16 protein-coding genes are annotated in these 25,089 nt (G+C 57.1%); 11 read left to right on the top strand and 5 right to left on the bottom strand.

What is annotated here, in order from left to right; genetic code table 11:
* Positions 1-7 precede the first annotated feature (7 nt).
* The 5 genes from ACGY09_RS05420 (at position 8) to ACGY09_RS05400 (ending at position 8,315) form a co-directional block, all read left to right on the top strand.
* The gene (locus ACGY09_RS05420; protein ID WP_397570770.1) at positions 8-757 is read left to right on the top strand and encodes an ATP-binding cassette domain-containing protein; all 750 of its coding nucleotides are present in this window, start codon (positions 8-10) and stop codon (positions 755-757) included.
* 235 nt (positions 758-992) lie between these two features.
* Positions 993-1,769: a nickel pincer cofactor biosynthesis protein LarB gene (gene larB / locus ACGY09_RS05415; protein WP_397570769.1), complete on the top strand. Its 777-nt coding sequence runs from the start codon at positions 993-995 to the stop codon at positions 1,767-1,769.
* Positions 1,770-1,899: 130 nt separating this feature from the next.
* The gene (locus tag ACGY09_RS05410; protein ID WP_397570768.1) at positions 1,900-2,784 is read left to right on the top strand and encodes an NAD(P)H-hydrate dehydratase; all 885 of its coding nucleotides are present in this window, start codon (positions 1,900-1,902) and stop codon (positions 2,782-2,784) included.
* A gap of 429 nt (positions 2,785-3,213) precedes the next feature.
* Positions 3,214-6,612 (top strand): DUF1553 domain-containing protein, encoded by a 3,399-nt coding sequence (locus ACGY09_RS05405; protein ID WP_397570767.1) that lies wholly within the window; start codon positions 3,214-3,216, stop codon positions 6,610-6,612.
* Positions 6,613-6,722: 110 nt separating this feature from the next.
* Complete coding sequence (locus ACGY09_RS05400; RefSeq protein ID WP_397570766.1) at positions 6,723-8,315, top strand: aldehyde dehydrogenase (NADP(+)); 1,593 nt, start codon at positions 6,723-6,725, stop codon at positions 8,313-8,315.
* A gap of 56 nt (positions 8,316-8,371) precedes the next feature.
* On the opposite strand, the gene ACGY09_RS05395 is transcribed toward ACGY09_RS05400, so the two are convergent.
* Positions 8,372-9,769, bottom strand: coding sequence for an MATE family efflux transporter (locus tag ACGY09_RS05395; protein ID WP_397570765.1), 1,398 nt, complete (start codon positions 9,767-9,769; stop codon positions 8,372-8,374).
* 754 nt (positions 9,770-10,523) lie between these two features.
* Between ACGY09_RS05395 and pgm the strand changes: the two genes are divergently transcribed.
* The 3 genes from pgm (at position 10,524) to ACGY09_RS05380 (ending at position 14,422) form a co-directional block, all read left to right on the top strand.
* Positions 10,524-12,173: a phosphoglucomutase (alpha-D-glucose-1,6-bisphosphate-dependent) gene (pgm, locus tag ACGY09_RS05390; RefSeq protein ID WP_397570764.1), complete on the top strand. Its 1,650-nt coding sequence runs from the start codon at positions 10,524-10,526 to the stop codon at positions 12,171-12,173.
* 59 nt (positions 12,174-12,232) lie between these two features.
* Positions 12,233-13,561: a dihydroorotase gene (locus ACGY09_RS05385; RefSeq protein ID WP_397570763.1), complete on the top strand. Its 1,329-nt coding sequence runs from the start codon at positions 12,233-12,235 to the stop codon at positions 13,559-13,561.
* A 681-nt stretch (positions 13,562-14,242) separates the two neighbouring features.
* The gene (locus ACGY09_RS05380; protein ID WP_373651291.1) at positions 14,243-14,422 is read left to right on the top strand and encodes a hypothetical protein; all 180 of its coding nucleotides are present in this window, start codon (positions 14,243-14,245) and stop codon (positions 14,420-14,422) included.
* 98 nt (positions 14,423-14,520) lie between these two features.
* Here ACGY09_RS05380 and ACGY09_RS05375 read toward each other — a convergent pair whose 3' ends face one another.
* The 4 genes from ACGY09_RS05375 to ACGY09_RS05360 form a co-directional block, all read right to left on the bottom strand.
* Entirely contained in the window at positions 14,521-16,560 is a 2,040-nt protein-coding gene (locus tag ACGY09_RS05375; protein WP_397570762.1) for an ABC transporter ATP-binding protein, read from the bottom strand.
* A 272-nt stretch (positions 16,561-16,832) separates the two neighbouring features.
* A complete protein-coding gene (gene pth2, locus ACGY09_RS05370) occupies positions 16,833-17,228 on the bottom strand; it encodes an aminoacyl-tRNA hydrolase (RefSeq protein ID WP_397570761.1) in 396 nt (131 codons plus the stop codon).
* Between the two features lie 91 nt (positions 17,229-17,319).
* Positions 17,320-19,545: an efflux RND transporter periplasmic adaptor subunit gene (locus ACGY09_RS05365; protein ID WP_397570760.1), complete on the bottom strand. Its 2,226-nt coding sequence runs from the start codon at positions 19,543-19,545 to the stop codon at positions 17,320-17,322.
* A 190-nt stretch (positions 19,546-19,735) separates the two neighbouring features.
* The gene (locus ACGY09_RS05360) at positions 19,736-20,647 is read right to left on the bottom strand and encodes an efflux RND transporter periplasmic adaptor subunit (RefSeq protein ID WP_373651295.1); all 912 of its coding nucleotides are present in this window, start codon (positions 20,645-20,647) and stop codon (positions 19,736-19,738) included.
* 442 nt (positions 20,648-21,089) lie between these two features.
* Between ACGY09_RS05360 and poxB the strand changes: the two genes are divergently transcribed.
* From poxB to ACGY09_RS05345, 3 genes are all read left to right on the top strand, one after another.
* Positions 21,090-22,823: a ubiquinone-dependent pyruvate dehydrogenase gene (gene poxB, locus ACGY09_RS05355; RefSeq protein WP_373651296.1), complete on the top strand. Its 1,734-nt coding sequence runs from the start codon at positions 21,090-21,092 to the stop codon at positions 22,821-22,823.
* 585 nt (positions 22,824-23,408) lie between these two features.
* Complete coding sequence (locus tag ACGY09_RS05350) at positions 23,409-23,864, top strand: carboxypeptidase-like regulatory domain-containing protein (protein ID WP_373651297.1); 456 nt, start codon at positions 23,409-23,411, stop codon at positions 23,862-23,864.
* 72 nt (positions 23,865-23,936) lie between these two features.
* Positions 23,937-24,914: a DUF1559 domain-containing protein gene (locus ACGY09_RS05345; RefSeq protein WP_373651298.1), complete on the top strand. Its 978-nt coding sequence runs from the start codon at positions 23,937-23,939 to the stop codon at positions 24,912-24,914.
* Positions 24,915-25,089: the final 175 nt, after the last annotated feature.

Raw genomic sequence — 25,089 nt, 5'->3', positions numbered from 1 at the left:
GCGACCGATGACAGAGGCTTCTGAAATCCTGGGAATGTCTGCAGCGGCGATCGAAGTTCGCGGCCTTTGCCACTCGTTTGGCAAAGGGGAGGCGCAAGTCCGTGTCCTGCACCATGTCGATCTGACGATTCAGCGTGGGGAAGTCATCATCCTGATGGGACCTTCCGGTTCGGGGAAGACGACGTTAATGACGCTGATCGGCTGTCTGAGGTCGATCGAAGCAGGCTCGGTCAAGCTCCTGGGGCAGGAATTGAACGGAGCCGATGCCCGCACGTTGACCGAAATGCGTCGGCGACTCGGCTTTATTTTTCAGGCCCATAATCTCCACCGCAGCCTGACGGCGCTCGAGAATGTCCGCATGGGTCTGGAGGTCCATGGCAAAGCGGGCATGCAGAATTGGTATGCCGCCTGCGAACAGGCGTTGAGGCTCGTCAATATGGAGCAGAGACTTGATTTTCTGCCAGAGAAGCTTTCGGGAGGACAAAAACAGCGGGTCGCCGTGGCGCGCGCCCTGGTGGGGAATCCTGACATCGTGATTGCCGATGAACCGACGGCGGCACTTGATAGGGAAAACGGACGGCTGGTAGTGGAACTGCTCCGCGATCTGGCACATCACCGGGGGACCACGGTTTTGCTGGTGACGCACGATCATCGGATCCTGGACGTGGCGGATCGCATTATTCGCATGGAGGAGGGTCGCGTCGTTGACGCCGTTCAGTCGACGGATGAACTCGTACTCGAAGACGCGCCAGCCTAGTTCGCTGTGTTGGGGATTTGTTGTGTTGCTGAGAAGTGAACTGACAACTCGTCGGTGTTTCGCCGTCTGTTTCTCTGCAGCTGCGTGCAAGTCGGCACCAGCGGGCAGGACTGATATTTATCGCCCGGCTTTTCCTGCGCGTTGTGATTCGAGTATGTTGCGGAACTCTTTCGCCGCCACCGTTGACCTGTGGGGCTGAAAGTCTTCCTGTCCCGTTCGTATAGAGTTTTTCTTGATGTCAAGCACTGAATTTGAGGGGTTGATTCGCCAGTGGGAAGCAGGGCAGATGAGTTTATCCCACCTGGAGACTCAACTTCGCTCTGTCCTGGCGGCGACCGCAGTGACAGCGGATGTCCAGATCGACATGGACCGGGAGCGACGTTGCGGCTTTCCTGAAGTCGTCTATGGACCGGGAAAAACTCCCGCGGCGATTCGGGACGTCTTTCTGAAGCAGCAGACCGCCGGTCAGAACTCGTTCGCGACGCGGGTGACTGTCGAACAGGCCGAATTCGTCCTGCGTGATCTGCCGACAGCCGTTCATAACCCTGTTGCCCGAACGCTGACTCAGCGCAACCGGGATCCCGAGATTCAGGGACGCGTTATCGTCGTATCGGCAGGGACCAGTGACCGACCGATCGCGGAAGAGGCACTTGAGACCTGCCGCTGGATGGGATGCGAGACCGACCTGGTGCTCGATATTGGTGTTGCCGGTCCGCAGCGGCTGCTGGCGCAGCGCCATCGATTAGCGCACGGAGATGCCATCGTCGTCGTGGCAGGAATGGAAGGGGCACTTCCTTCGGTCGTGGCCGGGTGGGTGAGTGTCCCCGTCATCGCGGTGCCGACCAGCGTCGGCTATGGGGCTCATCTGGGGGGGATCGCTCCTCTGCTGGGGATGCTCAACAGTTGTGCTGCGAATGTCGCTGTCGTCAATATCGACGCCGGTTTTAAGGGTGGGTATCTCGCCAGTCTCATCGCCCGGAAGCCAGGGGATGCCACAAGGACCGCCGGATGAGTACAATCTGACTGCGGGCTGACGCGTGACGGCAGCAGGATCATTGGATCCTCTCGACGGTCACGCGGACGGAAACTGCTCGGCCGATGCCTGAAGGATGCGACAGGATTCTATTTGAAAAAGGGATTTGATGGCTGATTTCACCGCTCTGCAGCTTGTCAATTCGTTGCCCGCCGCACCTGCGCGAAGCGATGACGCCCACAAAGGGGATTGTGGGCGAGCCTTGCTGATCGCGGGCAGTCGAGGGATGAGTGGTGCGGCCTGCCTGTCCTCAACGGCAGCACTCCGTGGAGGCGCAGGGCTGGTGACCGTCGCGGTTCCCGAATCGATCCTCTCGATTGTCGCGGGATACGAACCCTCGTACATGACGATCGGACTGCCGGAAGATGCGGAAGGGAGGCTTTCCAATGCCGCTCCGCAGAAATTAGCCGAGGTGCTGTCGCGGCAGAACGCGGTCGCCGTCGGGCCAGGGCTCAGTCAATCCGCCGGGCTGCTCGATGTGGTCACGCACCTGTATACGACTCTGACGCAACCGGCGGTTTTCGATGCGGACTCGTTAAACATCCTGGCGAAGCGGCCGTACGTCCTTCCGCGGACCAGTGAGGCTGCTGCGAGAATTCTGACGCCGCACCCGGGGGAGTTCTCTCGTCTGACCGGTTTGGACATCGAGACAATTCAGCAGAATCGACAACAACATGCCGCGGAATTCGCAAAGCGGAATGGTCTGATCGTTGTACTGAAGGGACAGAACACGGTCATCACCGATGGGACTCGTGTCGCAATCAACGCCACCGGGAACAGTGCGATGGCGACCGGGGGGACGGGAGACGTCCTGACGGGAGTGCTGGTTGCCTTGCTGGCGCAAGGGATGGCACCCTTTGAGGCCGCTCAATTTGGAGTTCATCTGCATGGGCTGGCAGGGGACATCGCTGCGGAGGAAAACTCGAAGATCGGTCTGATCGCCTCGGACTTACTTCGTTACATTCCGCGCGCGTGGCGGGATTTGGGCCGATAGTCGATCCCTCTGTCGGTACGCGAGACAAGCTTAGCCGAGAGACCGGAGCAGCCGAGCCATTCTCAGACCCGATTCGCAGGGTTCTATTCCATTGGCGCCTGGAAAAACCGAGGCGATGCCGTGCCTGCCGTTGCACGTCCGTCCTCCATTTCGCATCGCCCGATGTGAACCCACGGCCCCGCAGCGCTGACTCTCCCTCAATGGTTCGATGGCGTCCCTGATCGCGGAATCAGGATCGATTCCAATTTTGCAGAGGCCGGCCGAATGCAATCAGCGAACGTTTATCTATAATCGCGGATAGACTCGTTGAGTCGGCCGACGCCTGTTCGCGTTCCTGATGCACGACGTGAGATTTCGATGATACGACCACTGTTTTCGAATTTTCCGACAAACCCCCTCGACACTTCATTCAACACCAGGGGGCGTCCAATGGAAACGGAATCGCTCTCACGGTCGGCAATGCTGGCGGGAGTCATCTGTTCGTTCGGGCTGTTCCTCGCTTCAACTGCGCAAGCGGATGATGGAGGCCAGTTCTTTGAATCAGAAGTTCGTCCGGTGCTGGTGGAACATTGTCAGCGGTGCCACGGGGCGAAAAAGCAGGAAGCCGGGCTGCGGCTGGATTCCCGCGACGCCCTGCTCAAGGGTGGCGACAACGGTGCTGCGATCGTGCCCGGTGATGCCAACGCCAGCCTGCTGATTCTGGCGGTCAAGCACCTGGGCGATACGCAAATGCCTCCCAACGGCAAGCTGACGGACAAGCAGATCGCGGCGATTGAGCATTGGGTGCAGGCAGGAGCACCGTGGCCGGCAGCACTGGAAACCGTCGGCGAATCGCTGGCGGACGTGCATCGTCGCCACTGGGCATTCCAGCCTGTCACGAACCCCGCCGTCCCGGATGTGAAAGAGACCACCTGGGAACGGACACCGATTGACCGTTTCGTCCTGGCGCGCCTGGAAGCGAATGGTTTATCACCGTCTCCTGCCGCCGATCGTCGCACATTGATTCGACGACTGTCGATGGATTTGACCGGCTTGCCCCCCACTCCCGAGCGAGTTGATGCATTTGTGAATGATCCAGCAGAAGATGCCTACGAGAAGCTCGTAGAAGAACTTCTCGACTCACCTCATTACGGGGAGCAGTGGGCAAGGCACTGGCTGGACGTGGCTCGTTACTCGGACACGAAAGGCTACGTCTACGCACGGGAAGAGCGATTCTGGGTCCACGCCCCTGCTTATCGCGACTGGGTGGTTCAGGCTTTCAATCGTGACCTCCGTTACGATCAGTTTCTCTTGCTTCAGATCGCCGCGGATCAGGTGGCACCCAATGACTTGAGTGCTCAGGCGGCGATGGGCTTCCTGACGCTGGGCCGTCGTTTTCTGGGTGTCACGCACGAAATCATTGACGATCGAATCGACGTCGTGACCCGCGGAACAATGGGATTGACGGTCGCATGTGCCCGTTGCCACGATCACAAATATGATCCGATTCCAACGGCCGATTATTACTCACTCTACGGCGTCTTCCTGAACTCGACGGAACGTTTGCAGGCGATTGCCGAACCGCCAGTCCGCGATGAGGCGTACGAAGCGTTTGATAAAGAGCTTCAGAAACGCCGCCAGCAACTGCACGACACGCTGCAGCAGAAGCGGACCGAGGCATCTGACCGAGTCCGCGAGCGGGTGACGGATTATCTCGTCGCGCAAACGGAACTGTCGAAATATCCTGAAGAGGGTTTCGATCAGGTACTGGCGGTTACGGATGTGATTCCGACATTTGTCCGGCGCTGGGAAGCCTGGCTCGCTCTGGAAACGCGGATTCAAGACCCCATCTTCGGACCATGGCGACGATTTGCCGCGTTAAAGGCTGACGAATTTGCTGAACAATCGCCGCTGATCGTAAAGGCTCTCAACGACGAACCCGCCCTGGTAAACAGTAAAGTTCTGTCTGCGCTCTCACGTCCTCCCGCGACCATGCGTGAAGTCGCAGAACGGTATGGAACTTTGCTTCAGGCCGTGAATCGGGATTGGAAACTCCATCTGGAAAAGGGGAAGGCGGCGGGATTGCCTGACCCCGCAGCGTTCGATCTTCCTGAGGATGAATCGCTGCGACAGGTTCTTTTTGCGCCCGGTTCTCCCTGTCTTGTTCCGAATGAACCCATCGTTTCGACGGAAGGCTATTTCGACAGTGGCTCTGTGACCGAACTGTGGAGATTGCAGGGGGAGGTGGATCGCTGGCTGATTCAGTCACCTCTCGCTCCCGCTCATGCCGTCACCCTCGTCGATCGGGAATTAATCCGCCCTGCACGGATCTTCCGAAGGGGAAATCCTGCTAATCGCGGGGCTGAAGTGCAGCGCCATTTCGTCTCCGTCGTCGCGGGATCGGAACCAGCTCCGTTTCAACAGGGAAGCGGACGGAGGGAACTCGCTCAGGCGATCATCGATCCACAGAATCCACTCACCGCACGAGTCTGGGTGAATCGTGTCTGGCAGGGGCATTTTGGATCGGGTCTCGTAAAGACCTCCAGCGATTTCGGGATACGAGCTGAGCCACCCAGCCATCCGGAACTGCTGGACTGGTTGGCCCGGCAACTGATCGCCAACGAATGGAGCACCAAGCACCTGCACCGCCTGATCGTCCTGTCCAGCACCTATCGGCAGCAGTCTCTCGGGACGGACGATCAAGCACCGCAAGCTGCTGGGGGAACTAATACTGCGGGACTGGCGCGTGCCATGCAGGTTGACCCTGAAAATCGACTTCTCTGGAGAATGAATACGCGTCGTCTGTCGTTTGAAGAGTTCCGCGACAGCTTGTTGATGGCTGCGGGACGGCTCGACTTACAAATGGGGGGGCGTGCGAGCGACCTGTTCGCAACGGAAGGGACCGCTCACCGCAGGCGTACCCTGTACGGCTTAATTGATCGCCAGTTCCTGGCAGCGACGCTGCGTGTCTTCGATTTCGCGAACCCTGATCTCCACATTCCGCTGCGAAGCGAAACGACCGTTCCCCAGCAGGCCCTGTTTGCTCTGAACCATCCTTTTGTGGCCCAACAGGCCAGAAGTCTGGTGGAACGAGTCAGTCAGGACGGAGTGACTGATCCCGCAGAGAAAATTCGCCGGCTCTATCGGACTGTATTTCAGCGGCAACCCACCCCCGGACAGTTGGAAAGGGCCCTGGCCTTTCTTGCGGTCGACGGAGAAGAGATCGCTGCTGCCGTCAGTCCTGAGTCACTAGCCTGGCAGTACGGCTATGGCCGCTATGACGAAGCGGCGAAAATTTTGACGAACTTTCAGCCTCTGCCTTATTTCAATGGGGCGGCCTGGCAGGGGGGGACTCAATGGCCCGACGCGGCCCTGGGTTGGGTGCAGGTAACGGCCTCAGGTGGGCATCCCGGGAATAATCTGGACCACTGCGCGGTGCGACGCTGGACGGCACCTCATGACGGAACGTTCTCTGTGGAATCAACCGCTGCTCATGAGGTTGCCGCAGGAAATGGAATTCGTTGTTCCATCATTTCCAGCCGACAGGGATCGCTCGCGTCGATTCCCCTCCACAATACCCGGCAGAAAATGGACATTGAATCGATCGAGCTGAAAAAGGGAGACTCGCTCGATTTCGTCGTGGATATCAATGGAGAATTGAACAGCGATCAGTACCTCTGGTCCCCCGTTGTCCGGCATCGATCTGCGGGGAGCGAAGCCGCAAACATTCCGGAAGCCGTCTGGGATGCCCAGCGGGATTTTACTGGGCCCCTGCCGTCGCTGCTGAGCAACCTTGAACAGTTAGCCCAGGTGCTCTTGATTGCCAACGAACTGATGTTTGTCGACTGAGACTCGGTTGATTGCCCTGTGCTGCTTCGCGAAGATAGCCGCCAGAGGCAAGTTTAAGAGCGACGCTTAGTCAGAGGTGTCCCGCGAATCGGGACACTCAAGGAACCGCAATGAAAACTCAAAATGTATTGATCGATGGAGAATGGCGGGCTTCGACCGGCACGAAAACTTTCCAGGCGATTAATCCAAAGACAACCCAGGCCCTTTCCGAGTCTTATCCGGTAAGTCCCTGGGCCGAAGTGGAAACGGCGATCAATGCCGCAGCCAAAGCAGCCGAGGCGGTACGGGGCTGGAACGGTTCTCGCTTTGCCGATTTTCTGGAAGCTTACGCTGACCAGATCGAAGCGCGAACTTCCGAACTCGTGACGCTGGCGAATCTGGAAACCGGCCTTGCGGTCCAGCCGCGACTTCAGGATGTCGAACTTCCCCGTACGACGAATCAACTTCGTCAGGCGGCCAAAGCCGCCCGCGACGGCTCATGGGTTGAAGCCACCATCGACAGCGGGAGTAACATCCGTTCCCTGCTGGGGCCGATCGGGCCGGTTGTGGTCTTTGGACCGAACAACTTTCCTTTCGCGTTCAATGGGATCTCGGGCGGGGATTTCGCGGCAGCGGTCGCAGCAGGAAACCCGGTCATTGCCAAGGGGCATTCGTCTCATCCCGGCACGACCCGCATTTTTGCGGAAGCGGCGCACGAAGCTGCGAAAGCCACTGGAATGCCCGCAGGGTTTGTCCAGTTGATCTATCGCATCGATCACAGTGATGGCGTGAAGCTCGCGTCACATCCTTCTGTCGGCGCGATCGGGTATACAGGTGCCCGCTCGGCAGGAATGGTCCTGAAAGAGGCCGCTGATAAAGTCGGTAAGCCGATCTACCTCGAGCTTTCCAGCATCAATCCCGTCTATTTTCTGCCCGGGGCACTGAAAGAGAAGGGGGCAGCCCTCTCGGAACAGTTCGCGACGAGTTGTCTGATGGCCGTCGGGCAGTTCTGTACCAATCCCGGACTGGTCATTGCTCTGGCAGGACCTGAGACCGAAGCGTTTATCAAGGAGACGGCGGAACGTTTCTCGGCCGCCCCCGTGGGGACGCTGTTGAGCGAAGGGGTTCAGAAGAACCTTCATTCCGGTATTCAGACGCTGGTCAAGAATGGAGCCCAACTGCTGGCGGGTGGTGAGAAGGGGGGCGGAACAGGATTCTGTTGCCAGAACACCCTGCTGCGAGTCACCGGAAAACAGTTCATTCACAACCCTGAGTCGCTTCAGACGGAAGCCTTCGGGAACGAATCGTTGATCGTCGTCGCAGCTAACGAAGAAGAACTCCTGGCCGTCACCCGCTGTCTTGAGGGAAATCTCACCGGCAGTCTCTATACCGCGACGGATGGATCGGACGACCCCCTCTATGACCGGGTTGCGTCGATTCTCCGCCAGAAAGTCGGTCGACTTCTCAATGACAAGATGCCGACCGGCGTCGCCGTGGTCCCTTCCATGAATCATGGTGGGCCGTTCCCGGCGACCGGCCATCCTGGATTCACCGCCGTCGGCATCCCGTCGTCGATCCGACGATTTGCGATGCTGCAATGCTATGACGGTGTGCGACCACACCGTCTGCCTGCCCCTCTGCGAAATGCCAATCCAACGGGAACGATGTGGCGGCGGATCGACGGGCAGTGGAGCCAGGGAAATGTTCCCGAGGCGTCCAACTGATGCCAGTACAGGACCCACCGGGACATCGGTCCCGGTGGGACGCATCTCTTCAATGGTCAGACGCGGGTGCGAGTCCATCGCCCCGCGACATACCGCCACGTGATCAGCACGCAACGTAACAGGTTGTCGGCCCCCATTCCGATCCAGGCGCCCAGCAGTCCCATCTGCCAGTAGACTCCGCACAGGTAGCCAATCGAAACTCGAACAAAGACGTTCCCCAGCAACGCGCAGTAGAGCGGAAATTTCGTGTCCCCCGCACCACGCAGTGCATTCATGTAAACAATGAGCAGCGCGTTCGGGACCTGATAGAGGGCCATCATGCGGAATGCGGGGACCCCTGCGACCGACACCGCCACATCCGCGTGCATCATCGCGAAGATCTGTTGTGCGAAGACGAAGAAAATGACGGACATCAGTGCCGCATAGCCGATGCACTGGCGCACGGCTTCGTGCCCTGCCTGTTTGGCTCGTTCCAATTGACCGGCCCCCAGCGATTGTCCGACCAGCGTCGCTGCGGCGATTCCAAAGGCTTCGACCGGGAGATACGACATGGACTCGATCCGGATGCCGACCACATGCGCGGCGAATGTTGCTCCGTCAAAGCCCAACGGAGACAGCCGGGCAATCACCATGAGAAAGGCAAAATGACCGATGAATGTGCACAGTCCTCCCAATGCCGCGGGGCCGCCGATACGAAGGATCCGCCAGATCGTTTCACGATGAAATTCCAGGTCCGAGCGGATCAGTCGCAACGTTGCGGACCTGCTGAACAGGATGCAAGTGATTGCCGCTGCACCGCAGATGTGCGAAATCACCGTGCCGATGACGATTCCTTTGACGCCCAACGCGGGGACCAGCACCTGCGCTGTTTCGCCCACCACGAAGCCGAAGGTGCACGTCGAGGAAACGATAATGTTGACGACGTTCGTCAGAACAAGGACTTTGAGTGGCGTGACCATGTCGCCCGCTCCGCGCAGTCCGGCCGCGGCGATCAGCGTCCATCCAGCGAAGAACTGGCCGCAGGCGTCGTAGCGAAGATATTCGACTGCAATCCGAAGCTGCTCACCTTCCATTTTCAGAAGCTGAGGAAAGCCAGTGGCCATCAACTGAAGAATCAGGAAGATGATCAGGCCGATCAGTGGCGTCATCGCCAGGGAACGACCCAGGATGCGACGAGCTTTCTCGTGTTCGCCGGCACCCCATTCACGGGCAACAATCGCGGAGGTACCGATGCCGACTAGGCTGAACATCATCGATGCCAGCCACGAGACGTAGGCCGACAATCCAATCGCCGCCGTTTCTGTTTTTCCCAGCCGGCCCGAGAGAAAGACATCGAAGAAGCCGACGCAGAACGTCAGAACCTGTTCGCAGAGAACCGGGATCGCCAAAGAAAACAATTGACGACGGAGATTGTTCGTCGCCAGTGAACCCGCAGAAGCGGGTGAATCATCCATGATCTCTAACTCGAGTTCGTGTTGTCCATCTCGAAAGCCAAAAGCCTGAGTATGTTAGGTCGGGCCGTTCCGGCTGTCAAAACCCGTTGTTGAGGCCCCGCCTGTTTCTTCGCCGGCTGAGACCAAATGGGGTCACGACCGCTTCCGGTGGTGAGCCTGTCGAGTGGCGTCTCTCCTGAACTTTGTGGTACTCCCGAGGGCACCGGTGGCAGTGGAAGCTTCTCAACAGGAGTAGTGGCACGGGTTGCTCTGATGAGTTTGACGGAGAAGTTGGTCTGTGGTGGTACCGCGGGCACTGCTTCGGAGAGGACTCTCGAAGCAGTGGCATCGGTTTTGTGCTCCGCGCGCGATGTTACGTTCGGGGCTGCGGTGTCCTTGGTTTCTGCGACTGAGGACGGCAAGAACCAAGGGACAAAGCGACTCTGGCCTCGCAGTGCGGTGACGGTGAAACGCGTCGTCTGATTTCCCGGCATCTGTTTTTGCTGCTGGTTCACATGATTACGGCGAATGAGTCGTTCTATGGAAATTTTGACGGTCTTCTGCGGACCACGACGCGCCATTTTTCGGGGTGAATGCTTATACTGAGCGGCCGATGACGGCTGGACATGGGCGGGTTGGAGGCTGTGGATCGCGGCGTGATTCCAATCCGAACATCACCTTTATCGCCGTTCCGTGAAAAAAGTCACAATTTACGAGTCCTTGCGCCGACGCGAGACTCTCCCATTCGTTGCTGAACGAGAGAAAAGGTCACAATATGGCCACCTCCCCACTGGCTGGACTTCCGGCACCCCGCGAACTGCTGATCGATACATCTCGTTTGATTGCATTGTATTATGATCAGAGGCCGGATCCTGAGAATAAAGCACAACTGGTCAGCTTCGGGACCAGTGGGCATCGCGGGACTTCGAAAAACGGTACGTTTACCGAGTCGCACATTGTCGCTATCACCCAGGCCCTGATCGAATACCGCAGCAACCATGGGATCACTGGTCCCCTCTTTCTCGGCAAAGACACGCACGCGCTCTCGGGTCCTGCGGAGCAGTCTGCTCTGGAAGTCCTGGCCGCGAACGGTATCGAGACCTGTATCCAGAACGGGAATGGCTTCACTCCCACTCCAACAGTCTCGCACGCAATCCTGTGCTACAACCGCGATCATTCGAGTGGGCCTCAGGCCGATGGGATTGTGATCACTCCTTCGCACAATCCTCCTGAAGATGGGGGATTTAAGTACAATCCCCCAAACGGAGGACCTGCGGACACTGATATCACCGGCTGGGTCCAGAATCGTGCGAACGAACTGTTGAAAGCGGGTATCTCGGCGATCAGGCGGGTTTCGTATGAAGCGGCTCTCAATGCCCCGACGACTACTTCCAAAGATTTCGCTCGCGATTACATCGACGACTTGAAGCATGTGATCGACATGGACGTCATTCGACGTGCGGGGCTGAGAATTGGCGTCGATCCCCTGGGGGGGGCTGCCGTGGGCTACTGGCAGACCATTGCCGAGACCTACGGGCTTGATGTCACCGTCGTCAACCCGCGTGTAGATCCCGCGTTCGGCTTTATGACCGTCGACCATGATGGCAAGATCCGAATGGATTGTTCCAGCCCATACGCCATGGCCAGCCTCGTTAAGCTCAAGGATCAGTTCGATATCGCTTTCGGAAATGATCCCGATACGGACCGGCATGGAATCGTGACGAAATCGTCGGGACTGATGAATCCAAACCATTATCTTGCCGTGGCGATTCGCTACTTGTTTCAGCACCGCGCGGAATGGCCGGCGACGGCGGGAGTCGGTAAGACCTGCGTCAGCAGTCAGATGATCGACTGCGTCGCTTCGTCAATTGGCCGGCATCTCTATGAAGTTCCGGTCGGTTTCAAATGGTTTGTCGAGGGCTTGTACAGCGGCACACTGGGCTTTGGGGGTGAAGAAAGTGCCGGAGCCAGCTTCCTGCGAATGGACGGGTCTGCGTGGTCAACTGACAAGGATGGCATTATTCTGGCGCTGCTCGCTGCGGAAATTACCGCGAAAACGGGACGCGACCCGGGTGAGCACTACCGGGATCTCGTTGCCCAGTTTGGCGAGCGGCACTACACGCGGATCGACCAGCCGATTTCCCTGGAGGAAAAAGAAGCATTCAAACGCCTGAAGCCCGCATCGGTTACGTCGGACACGCTGGCTGGTGAAGCGATCACGGCCAAACTGGATGTCGCCCCGGGAAATCAGAAGCCGATCGGCGGAATCAAGGTAACGACCGACGGGGGCTGGTTTGCAGCCCGCCCCTCGGGAACGGAAGCCATCTATAAACTTTATGCGGAAAGCTGTCGTGATGAACAGCACTTGCAGCAGATCGTTTCCGAGGCACGTGAGATCGTCAGCAAGGCGCTGAGCGCCGACTGATTCGGCCGGACAAGTGCCTGCGGTAAGAATGTGAATTGTTGCATAAGTGAGGTCCTTTCGTGCGAACTTTGATATCTGGTGCCACTTGCGTTCTACCTGCCGACCAGGCCCGTGTGGATGTCCTGATTGAAGGTGGAAAAATCCTTGGGATCGATCCCCCCAAAGGGGTTCAGGTGGATGAAACGATCGATGCCCATGACCTGATTCTCATCCCGGGTGTTATTGACGATCAGGTTCATTTCCGCGAACCGGGACTGACACACAAAGAGGATCTCAGAACGGCCACACGAGCCTGTGCCAAGGGGGGCGTCACCTCGTTCCTCGAGATGCCCAACACGCGGCCGACGACAACCACTGTCGAACGGCTGAGCGAAAAGCTGCAACTGGCCAGCGAAAGGTGTCTCGTCAACTACGGGTTCTATATCGGTGCGACCCCCACCAATCTCGCAGAACTTCAGGCGGCAACCCGGACGCCGGGGATCAAGATCTTTATCGGGTCGAGCACCGGTGACCTGCTGGTCGATGAGCAGGCGGCGCTGGAGCGGATTTTCGCCGAGACCACACTGCCCATTTGCGCTCACTGTGAAGACGAAGCGACGGTCCGGGCAAACTCACAGCGGCTGAATGGAGGATCGACCTACGAAGATCACTCGCTGATCCGTGATGAGGCTGCCGCAGTGATTGCGACCAAGCGCGCGATCGACCTGGCCATCCGCCATCGGCATCGATTCCATGTGCTGCACGTCTCGACCGCGGCCGAAACAGAACTCCTCCGCGATCCGCAGGGACTCATCACTGCCGAAGTCTGTCCACATCACTTGTTTTTCAATGTCGATGACTATGAACGGCTCGGTTCACTGGTTCAGATGAATCCCTCGATCAAGACCTCTGCCGATAACGAAGGGTTGTGGCTCGCTCTGAAGCAGGGACGGATTCAGGTCATTGCAACCGACCACGCACCACACACGCTCGAAGAGAAACAGCAGCCCTATCCCAAGTCCCCCTCAGGTCTGCCTGCTGTCGAGAATTCGCTGGCCCTGATGCTCGATAGCGTGAATGCCGGAATCTGCTCGCTGGAAAGCGTTGTTCAATGGATGTGTGAAGCGCCGGCTCGGGTATGGGATATGGTTGGAAAAGGGCGTATCGCTGAAGGCTACGATGCTGACCTTGTGCTGATCGATCTGAACAAGAAACAGACAGTGCGTAACGAGAACCAGCAGACAAAGAGCGGCTGGTCGCCGTGGCATGGCGTCACACTGCAGGGATGGCCTGTTCGCACAATCGTTCAGGGACGCACCGTATTTCTCGATGGCCGATTTGATGAAGAGGTCCGCGGCGCCGAGATTCAGTTTGATCACAGTCGCGGCGGGTACTGGTCCCAATCCTGAATTGACGACCACAACAGTCTGACTCTATTAGCAGAGACGTCAAGCAGCGTCTCTGCTGTCGTTTCCTCCCCGTCGCACTGCAGTACCGGTTCTCACCATGTTGCGGGCAAGGGAAGAAAATAACGGTGAGGAGAAGTTCTCCGTCTCGCGTGTTTGTTGCGGGGAAGCACATTGCTCGGCAGAGGCGGCATCCATTTTACGCGGTCTCATTCTCTGCACTGTGACTTACGAGCGTTGGTTTGAGCGAACTTGCGGACGTCACCCGCGACTACGAATTTCTGCGTATGAACGCCTCTCGCGCGACCCCTCTCGAAGTGTTGCGCGGCGAGCGTCCAAATTGCTCAGGTAGGCTCACTGAACTGAGCCGTCACAGCGCGAAATAGAGCCTGAAAACACCGATTTGGCTCCCCTTTGTGGCTATGGCATTCCAATTGCTAAGTCCAATGACTCAGTGACGTCTTCCTCAGCGGAAGGCCTGCGTGAAAGCCCTTCGGACCCATCACGAGAAGTCTCTGCAGGAGCACATCACTTCAGCCCATGAGAGGGCGAAACCGAATGCTGCTGCAACAGGTGACGAACCCGGCTTCTTACCTCGAATTCAACCGAAGTTGGTCGACGACCACCGACGGGAAGAGTTTTCGACCTTATTGATGTGACACCAGTTCAGAAAAGGAATCGGACATGATGATGATCGCTACCAAACCAGTCAAAAAGAACAAGCACTCATCGACCGCGAATGAGCCTTCCTACCTGCCGACACCTGAGCAGATTGCCCGCGAATGCTGGCTGATCCGGGCCACATGGTCTGAAGCAGAAACCATCCGCCGTCGCGCAGCCTTTCCGACTGACCTGGATTCGTAGCGTTCTACCCGTACGTCTGACCAACCTGGGGTTCAGGACAACCCGTTCGGAACTTCGACACGGAATTGTGACCGAGGGAGTGACGGTGAGTGGTTGACTCAACCAGCCCGTTTTAATGTCTGTGCATTAAACAGACGTTGATAAAGAGGGCAAGTTTTGAGCAACGAGTCATGCGCACCAAAGGCAATCGCCTGACCCCCATCCATTACCAGGACATGCGTGACGAACTGCAGCAGGCTGGGTGTCATTCCGTGAGTGACGATGAAGGTCGTGCGATTTTTGGTGAAATCTCGCAATGTGTTATGAATGCATTGCTCACTCTGCGTATCAATCGCAGAAGTGGCTTCGTCCAGAATCAGAATCGCCGGATCGCGCACAATGGCTCGCGCCAGCGCCACACGCTGGCGTTGCCCGCCTGACAGCCGATGGCCCTTGTCGCCGATCTGTGTCTGGAGTCCTTCCGGCAGGCGTGAGACGAAGTCTGTCACATGGGCCTGATCCGCGGCAGCCTTCAGTTCTGCATCAGTCACGTCCGGCTTTCCATAGCGGATATTGTCCGCAATCGACCAGTCGAACAGCAGCGTCTCTTGAGTGACAACGCCGATCTGTGCGCGTAGCTGCGACAGGTCGACACTTTTGAGATCCATACCGTCGATGCAGACTCGACCGCTGTGAGGGTCACAGAAGCGGGGAAGCAGATTGACAAGAGTCGATTTGCCGCAACCGTTCTCGCCCACGACGGCCACTGTCGCACCGAATGGGACCGTCAGCGTCACGCAGTCGAGAGCCTTCCTGCCCGGTTCGTCTGTGTCCAACTGAGCATAGTGGAAGACGACGTCTTCAAAGTCGATGGACTTGCTGTGACGTGGCAGGGGGAGTGCAGGGCGAGCCGTCTTGACCAGCGATGCCCGGTCCATCCAGGCAAAGACCCGGGTACAGGCGGTCGCTGACTTTTTCAGCTTGGAGTAAACACCCGACAGCTTGCGCCCTGGATCGAGTACCCCGGCCATGCAGGTATAAAGTAACGCCAGGTCAGAGACGGTCATCTCTTCCGCAGCGAGCTGGATTCCCCAGATGGATGTCTTCTGACGCAGAACCAGATAAGCGCCGGGCAGAGATCCGATGAATACCGCGCACATTGCCAGAAATTCGACCGAGGGACTGACGAGAGCGTCAATCTTCAGAATCCGCAGCGCCTTCTCGTAATAGACGGTGTGTTCTTTGGCCAGCCGTCGCCGATGCAACCCTTCGTTTCGATAAGACTGAACGATTCGAAAGGACGAGAAGGTTTCATCCAGCACGCGAAACAGTCGCGACATGCTTTCCATTTGTCGCTGTGCCGCTTTTTTCAGCTTCTTTCCCAGCCCGCCGAACAGCAGAGCCAGAGCGGGGGCGCAGATGAAGGCGAGCAATGTCAGTCGCCAGTTTGCCGAGAACGCATAGGCGATACAGAGTGTTGCTTTGATCGGTTCGACGACGATCTTGCCTCCCAGCAGCACCATTCCATGTGCGACCTGATACAGATCAAACGTAAACCGGGACATCAGCTTGGGCGTTGTTTCCAATGCCAGTGTCTGCTGGTCCAGTCGCAGTGTTGTCCGAAACAGTTGCTGACGAATGGACTGCATGACTCGCTGCACGACGCCGCCGACACACATCTCCTGGAAGTAAGCGCAGGTCTCCTTCAGCAACGTCAGAGTCAGGAGCAGCCCTAGAATGAAAGCCAGAAAGTTGAACGCATCGGTCGGAAGCAGCGGAATGATACGGCGCTGCAGCCAGCTGAACTGGGTCACGTCCCATTGAGCTGTCCGCAACTCCGAGCGCGTCTTGCGGAGTTCCCGTTGCAGTTGCCTCTCGTTCATTTCTGTCGGGCTGCTCAGCCAGACTTTTTTGCTGAGGCGAGTTTCGAGTTCCTCGACGCGGTTAGTGCCTTCAGTGACCTGCTTCTGGGCGCGAGCCAGCTCTGCAACGATGTGCTCATCATAGGTCTGTCCTTCCAGCATGAGCTTCATGGCCGGATAGACTAGCGAGAGCTGTGCGACCGCAAAGACCGCGGTTCCAATCGAGAGGAATACCGATACCACCAGCGCACGACGCTGCCGAAGGACAAACGGAATTAATCGTGCAAGACTCTCCACGGTCACATCCCTGTGTAATCGCTGGACATCTTGCGCCAGCTCTCCACTGTGTCAATTTTCGCGCGGATTAGACACGGAATTCGGGAAAGGGTCTAGACCGGATGAAGGTTGGTGAATCCCGAGACGGTCCAGTACTCCTATCCTCTCTGGGTTCCGCAGCCTGCGAGTGAATATTTTCGAATGTTCGAATGTTGGAGCCAGCCCTTGAGATGCCGCGATGAGGGCTGGGACGAGTGCCGCCAGCGGACGGCTGGTCGGAGCGTGAATTCGGGTTAGAGAAGTTCCAGATGGCCGGTGATCGTGTCGATTCGCTCTGCCACGTCGGGACCAATTGCCAGGCAGGTGCGTGTCGGGACTCCGTGGAATTCTGTTCGTCCACTGTCAGTAATCATGTGGACTTCCAGACCCGCCGCGACCGCCTGGTCGTAGATCTGGAGCAGTTCTTCCTCGCTGTTGGCACGGCAGCAGACCTTGGCGAACGCCCCTTCGAGCCACGTTCGCTCGACGTCTGAGAAGTCGGATGTCGACAGCGATCCCGTTTTGGCCAGTCGGCGAGTCAGAAATGACATCGACGCATGAGCTCCCTGCGCAATCTGTTTACCGCGCCGCATCTTCAGATCGTGACGCATGACGATTACCTGTTTGATCCTCTGGGGCACATCGGTCATCAATCGGTCTCGCAAAAAACAAGGGGCGGAGGATGATCTCCTCTTGGTCCGGTTTCCATTCTTCAAGGGTCGTCTGGCAGACCCATCCCGCTCACATCTTGAAGTGGAATGTCCGTCGTAGAGAACGCCACAGCCAGCCGAAGGTTGATCGCTGGACCGCCATGAATCTTGCGTTGCCACGGAGATAGGGGCGCAGACCAGCGGGGGATTCGTCGAGGATCACGGTGGCGCGGTAAGCGGCTTCCTGCAGTTGTTCCCGCCCGTCCTGATCGGTTTTCGTTGCGAGCAGCCCCCCTCGTTTGACCGACATCGTTTCCGGCGCGAAGTCCGAATGAGCGGTTGCGATTTGCGTGATCGTCCCCCGAAACGTTTGCTGGGGCAGGTGGTCAAACTTGAGCGAAACCTTCAGCCCTTCGTGGATGTCGTAGCGATCACCCTGATTGACATAGAGCGTGGCCTGCATTAAGTCGGACGGAGCAATACTCATCAGTTCCGTCCGCTCTTCCAGGAATGCACCCAGATTCTTCCGGTCGAGTGGCGTTCCCGTCCAGCCGACCAGCCGCGTTTTCTGTATTTCCAGGTTGGGGATCGGTTGACGGGCAGGAGCGATCACATGTCCGGCAACAGGAGCGACAACAACCAGATGCCGGATCTGCATCTCGATCTCGCTCAATTGTTCGTCGATCGATTTCAGGCTCTCTTCCAGCAGAGCCATCTCGGTCCGGTCGTTGAGTGCCCAGGCATTTTTCTTCGACTGTTCCTGAACCTCCCGTTGCAGCGTCAGTCGACGTTTGGCCTCGCTGAGTCGAGGGTCATACAGTACCGCCAGTTGCTGGCCCGCTTCGACATAGTCACCCGGTTGAACGTTCAGTTCCACCAGCTCACCGGGGACCCGGGTTACGACGTGACGCACCTCCTGTGGCTCGATCATGAAGGCGGCCCACTGAATGAAGGGGATCTTGATCATCCCGAGTCCGCCGATGATCCCTGCCAGGACGAGGCCGGACAGGGCGAGCCTCCATTTCTGGATCGGCTTCTCGCGCGGTTGAGTGAGCTGCCTGTATGCAGATTTCGTCATCTGAACCAGAATCCCTGCGATCGAAAAGTAGGCTACGGACTGACCCAGACTCTGCAATCCATAAGGTTTCAGTACGGTATAAAGGAACGTCAGGATCCCGAACAGCACGAACCAGCCGTAAATCTTCGACGCAATCGCATAGAGGATGAACCAGTGCTGATTGGTCTGAGGCATGAATGGATCCGGACGCGGTTCGATGCCCAGACAAAGTGCCGAGAAAAATTCGCCCGTCAGCTTGTCAGCCTTCTGCCGCAGATTGGGGATCTCGAGAAAGTCACTCATCATGTAGTAACCGTCGAGCTTCATCAGCGGGTTGGCATTGAAAATCACCGTGGTCAGCGTCGTGACGAAGAAGACGTTGAGACACAGGAAATGAAACAGGCCCGGCTCAGTCAGCCACCACAGAAAGATCGCAATCGCCGAGAGCACAACTTCGACGATCATCCCCGCCGCACCTATCAGGATTCGGTGCCATTTATTCTTCAGCATCCACGAGTCCGAGACATCGCAATACAAGCAGGGGCTGCCGACCAGCAGCATGACCCCCATCTCGTGACATTCGCTGCCGAACATTTTGCACGCGAGCCCATGACCAAACTCATGAATGATCTTGGAACCAGCCAGCGTCATCCAGAGAAAGAGCAGGTTAGGCCAGCCGAAAAATTGCTGGAAGGCAGGGAGCCCTGCCTGAAAGGCACGAAACTGAATGGCCAGCAGCAGCCAGGAACTCAGCACCAGTCCCACCGCTGCCGCGACGGCAATGGGATGGCACACCCAGCGCGTCCAGGGAACCATCGCCGCCAGCACCCGATCGGGGTCCCAGCCCGGCAACCGAACCGAAAGGATGTTGGTCAGGACACCAAAAGCCTTTTGTCGACGATTCTTCCGCTTTTGCTCGATTCGCGCCGAGGCCTGCCCGGGACGCACACTGTAGGCGAGGCCTTTCTGGTGCAGGTCCGAAACAAGCAACTGTGTCTCTGTTAACGTCGGGCTGATCGCTGGAAATTCACGTATCAGCTCCGCACGAATCGTTTCCAGACTCTTCTGTCCATCCAGCAGATTCAAAACTCGATACTGATCGGCACGAAGGCGGTGGTAGGTCAGGCCGACGGGATCCTTGATCACAAAGTGCGACACCCCCTGGAACTCGATCTGCTTGATCACCAGATCCATCCGCCCGCGCAGCGGAACGGGTCGCTGGCTGGAACGCAATTCCTGGGCAGGCATCGCCATCGACATTGTGGCAGACTCGCGTAATCGAAAGGGAATGAGGTCAGTGCGACGACGGCCGGATCCGTTCGAACTTGGGCCGCGGTCGTTGAGGAAACAGGGACTTGCAAACAGGGACTTGACGATGAAGCAGTAACGAGAACGGCCGACATCCGAGCAGAGACCGACGTTCACCCCGTCGACTTTCGCCCGGTGGGAGTCAGCGGACCTTTGCGGCGACTTGTCCTTCCACTTCGATTTCCATCACCGCTTCGAGGCCTGCTCGCAGTATGTTATCTCGATTACGGACTTCGGCGTAGACTCGGGTCGTTCGGTCAATCGGCTCCGAAACGACGTCGACGAACGTGATCTTCCCTTCAAACACTTCATTCGCGTGCGAGTGGTCCGGGTCGATATTGTGCAGCTTCACGTACACTTTCGCTCCCTGACGGGCGTAAGAGAGGTCTTGAAAGGGGACGTTGCCTTCCACTCGTACGCGGTCCGTGTTCACAATTTCTGCGACGGGATCCCCCTGTCGGACGGCTTCCCCTTTCTTGCGGTAAATCCGGGTCACCACACCGTCGAACTGAGCCTGCACTGAATAGGTCTTCAGTTCTGCCGCCGAGACGGCTGCGTTCAATTTATTCAGACCAAGTTCATGCTCAGCGAGTTGAATGGAGAGTGCTGCTTTATCCGCAGCCAGTCTGGCTTTATCGATTTCAAGCTGAGGGACCGGTTCCTTTCCCCCTTTCTCCACCGCGAGCTGATTTGCTTTCAGCAGTCGATTCAGTTCGCTGTCGGCCGCTGACTTGGCAATCTTCGAAAATTCCAGTTCGACTCCATTGGCCGCTTTCTTTTCGGCCACGGCGAGATTGGCCTGGGCCACTTCGTCGGCGATCAGGGCCACAAGGCTGCCTGCCGTGACGGAATGGCCTTCCTTGAACTCGACCAGCTTCAGAATTCCCGTACGGTCTGAGGCGAGTGTCACCTGATCGATGAGCGTGATGTGACACTTTTCCAGTCTGACGCGTCGAACTCCCGGTCCCTTGGAGGGGGCCTCGTCCGCCGGTGAGGAAGCTGTCAGAAGCATCAGCAGGCCAAGACAGGGAAGCGTGTGCTGTTTCACATTCATCGAAAGATCCTCGGGACAATTCGCAGTGCATTCCCTGACGTTCTATGTGTTAACAGCAAGTGGGGCAAGATCCGACCTCACCGAACGTCAATCGGACGAGTCGGGCGGTTGATCTGTCGACTGCAGGAACTGGCCAGTGACTCTCGGTTATTCTGCCTGATGCCAGGCGATTCTGCGGCGCGAAGAGAGTTGTAATGGAGATAGTGTCTCACGATGCTGATGTCGAGAGAGCGATGCTCTTGTCGTCTGAGGTTCCCATGTTTGAATCTGTCTGATGTCACAACTGACTGCGGAAATTTAAGAATCCCGTGCTGAAGTCTTGCCGGGGCGGTATGGAAGTCGCACCGACGTACGCTCACGTGAAGCTCTCTACTGACCGGCGTCGGGGCTCCGTCTCGGTCCCGACGTCACCAACTCTGGTTCGCGACGAGGAGAAGTTCTGATGATGGCTCCGACCGTTGGTGATGCTTTAGTGGAAGCGCTGGCAACAGCAGGCGTTCGACGGATCTATGGAATTGTTGGCGACAGTCTGAATCCGATTACCGATGCGATTCATCGACACCAGGAGATTGAATGGGTTCATGTGCGGCACGAGGAGTCTGCCGCGTTCGCGGCGGGGGCGGAAGCTCAACTCACAGGTGAACTGGCAGTCTGTGCGGGAAGCTGCGGTCCGGGGAATCTGCACCTGATCAATGGATTGTTCGACGCTCACCGCAGCATGGCTCCGGTGCTTGCCATTGCCTCGCATATTCCGTCCACCGAAGTCGGGCTCGGTTATTTTCAGGAGACACATCCGGACCAGTTGTTCCGCGAGTGCAGCCACTATTGCGAGCTGATCTCGAATCCCACGCAGATGCCGCGCGTGCTCCAGTCGGCCATTCAATATGCGCTGACGCGCCGCGGAGTTGCCGTCATCGTGCTTCCTGGTGATGTTGCTTCGCAACAGGCCCCGGCCAATATGGCTGCTCATCCGGTGGTTGTTGCCAATCCGGTCGTCCGTCCGAATGACTCGGACCTGCGAAAGCTGGCGAGCCTGCTCAACGAATCACGCAAGATCACACTGTTCTGTGGATGCGGCTGCGCGGGGGCTCATGACGAACTGATTGAACTGGCCGACCGTTTGAAGTCTCCGATCGGATTTGCCTTCCGGGGGAAGGAATGGATCGATTACGACAATCCCTTCGCAGTCGGGATGAGTGGCCTGCTGGGTTGGGGGGCCGCTTACAATGCCATGCATGAATGTGAGACGCTGTTGCTCCTGGGGACGGATTTCCCTTATCGCGATTTCATTCCAACGCGGCCGAAAATCGCGCAAGTTGACATCCGTGCCGAACGCCTCGGTCGGCGGGCGACGTTAGAACTCGGTTTGTGCGGGGATATCCGCGCCACGATTGAAGCACTTCTTCCGCTACTTGAACCGAAAACCGACCGATCATATCTGGACGCGATGCTGAAGCAGCACGAAAAAGCCGAACGGAAACTGCGATCGGGTGTCGAGAACGGCAGTGTGCAAACCCCGATTCACCCTGGATTCGTGGCCTCGGTGATTGACGAACTCGCCGATCAGGACGCGGTGTTTACGGCAGACACGGGGATGTGCTGCGTCTGGGCTGCACGGTACCTCAGTGCTTCGAAGGGAAGACGGTTAATCGGATCGTTCGTTCATGGTTCGATGGCCAACGCATTGCCGCAAGCGATCGGAGCTCAGGCCGCGTTCCCGGGCCGGCAGGTCGTTTCCCTTTCTGGCGATGGAGGATTCGCGATGCTGATGGGGGATATCCTGACGCTGGGGCAGCAAAATCTTCCCGTGAAGATTGTCATCTTCAACAATCATTCACTCGGAATGGTGCACCTCGAAATGGAAGTCGCAGGAATGTCTCCTTTCGGTTGCAACCTGACAAATCCCAACTTCGCCGCGGTCGCTCAAGCACTGGGAATGATGGGTATTCGAGTTGAAAACCCAGCCGATGTTCGAACGGCACTCGAACAGGCTCTGGCGCATCCCGGCCCTGCGGTCGTCGATATCGTGACGGACGCGAATGTGCTTGCGATGCCTCCCAAAGCGACGATTCAGCAGGCGGCGGGATTCGCCCTCGCGATGACCAAGATCGCCTTTTCGGGCCAACTGGATGACGTGGCGGATACGGTTGCAGCCAACTGGCGAGAAATACTGTGATCCCCTTCCACTGCGGATAATCCGTCAATGCGGGGGGGGGGGGCGGTGAGGTCTCGTTTCGCCGAGCTGACCCGGCCGGCACGTGGGCAAGGCGTCCGCGCTGCGGAAGATCGATACAAATGTTCAACTTACGGCTTCATCGTAAATTCAGCCAATGAGACGAGTGCGGCGTTGACAATATCGGACTTCGTTGATTCAATAGGATCTATCTCCGTTTAACCTTACATTCACGTGTGACGTAATAACCCGGCGACCCGCCGAGGTCACTTTTATAGCGTTCGATCGTGTCTTGAATTCCGCTTCTTGGTGTTGCTCTTAGCAGGTAAACGATAGAGGCGTTTAGTTGCTTCTTTGCGGCGGTCTTTCTGTCAGTCCGTGTCAGGCATGTGAGTTGATCCGTCTCGCTGTCACGAGTGAGTGAGTGGGTGACTCTGGTATTGTTACGTTAAATCTTTGGGCCGAAGTCTGCGCTGTTAGTGCTTGTCGGCATCTAACCCGTGAACAGTTGGGACTTCTCGTAGTACCGAACTCATTTGTTTGTTTGTGAGGAACTCAACTCGCAGCCCCAGTGAAGGATTATTTCGGATGCGATTTCGCGTGTGTGTAGCAGGTTTATGCGTCCCGTGTCTTCTGGCGATGACATTCCTCAGCGGCTGCGGTTCTGGAGTTAAAAACCGTCCTAAACTCGCTAAGGTAAAAGGAGTTGTGAAGTATAAGGGTGAGCCAGTCACCGATGCGGCAGTGTCATTCATGATGGATGGTGCCCCTCGGGCGGCTGTAGGGCGTACCGACAGCAGTGGTCGTTTCCAGCTTACTACTTTCGATACCAATGATGGTGCGCCGATTGGCACTCACAAGGTGACAGTGGCCAAGGTGGCCGCCCCAACTGCACCAATGACTCCCGCAGACCTCGCAAAAAACGGTCCTCCCAAACCTCCCAAGGGGATGATTCCCGTTAAGTACTCTGATTCCCTGAAGACTCCTCTTCAATACACGATTGAAGAAGGATCTAACGAGAAAGAAATTGTCCTGGAGGACTGAGTTTGTCGCATAGCAAGCGGGCAAGCAGGTTTTATCTTTTTTCATGCTTTCATGATTGCGGAGGAGTAGCCCATGTTCAGGTCCAAGCTGCGTGGATTTACGCTGATTGAATTGTTAGTCGTTATCGCAATTATCGCCGTCTTGATTGCACTCTTGCTTCCAGCCGTTCAGCAGGCTCGAGAAGCAGCGCGAAGAACTCAGTGCAAGAATAACCTGAAGCAACTAGGCTTGGCGATCCACAACTACAACGACGTGGTGAACATTCTGCCGGCGAGTATTACCAATATCCGGGCAGGGGAAGGATGCTGTAGCTTTTCTGGTGTGGGAGCGCTTGTTCATCTCTTGCCGTACTTCGATCAAGCGCCATTGTATAACACGATCAACTTCAATTCGCGTCTGGGGAGCTGGACAGAACCCGTGCCGAGTACGGCACCTGTCGGCAATCGATATTTTGAAATCACTCCGCCGGGGTTGCGCTGCCCCAGCGATACGACACCGACGACATATCCTCTCACCGGGTATGAATCAGGGACGTCGTTTAACTGGGCGACAGCCAGTTATGGTTTGTCCGATGGAGCCCAGCACCACTCATCCTACATGGGATGTACGTCATATCAGGGTAACGTGTTCGGCACAGGAGGAGACGGCCTGGCGAGTAGTTCAAACCCAGCCAATATTTCTGGGATCTATAGTCGCGGAGGTTACGCTGCTCGTTTCCGTGACGTCACGGATGGTCTCTCGAATACAATCTTCATGGGAGAAATCCGTGCTGAGTGTGCAGATCACGCACAACTGGGGTGGGCAAACTCGAACACGAACTTTTACGCGACGACTGCGCCAATCAACTTCGATACATGCACTCCCACTGGGCCCGGTTGCAATAGTCCGATGGCATGGAACACGTCAATGGGCTTCAAGTCACGGCACGTGGGGGGCGCTCATTTCCTGCTGGGAGATGGGACTGTCCGCTTCATCAGCGAGAATATTGACTACATGACCTATCAGAGACTCGGTGATCGTCGCGACAATCAGGTCGTTGGTGAGTTCTGATCATCGCAGGGCCGCTCGACATTCTTGAGTAAAGTGGACGTCGGGGCAGTTCAACGCTGTGCCCGACGTCTTTCTATTCAGGGCCGTGCCAGTGACCCCAGTCTCACTTCCGCTTCATCGCAATGGCTTCGAGCCGTGCCGAGTGGGATCGTGATCCCTGTTTGGTCACGTCCAT

The organism is Schlesneria sphaerica, from assembly GCF_044336245.1.
In the GTDB taxonomy this organism is placed as follows: domain Bacteria; phylum Planctomycetota; class Planctomycetia; order Planctomycetales; family Planctomycetaceae; genus Schlesneria; species Schlesneria sphaerica.
The sequence above is the reverse complement of the archived record's forward strand: the minus strand, read 5'-3'. Positions and strand labels throughout refer to the sequence as shown.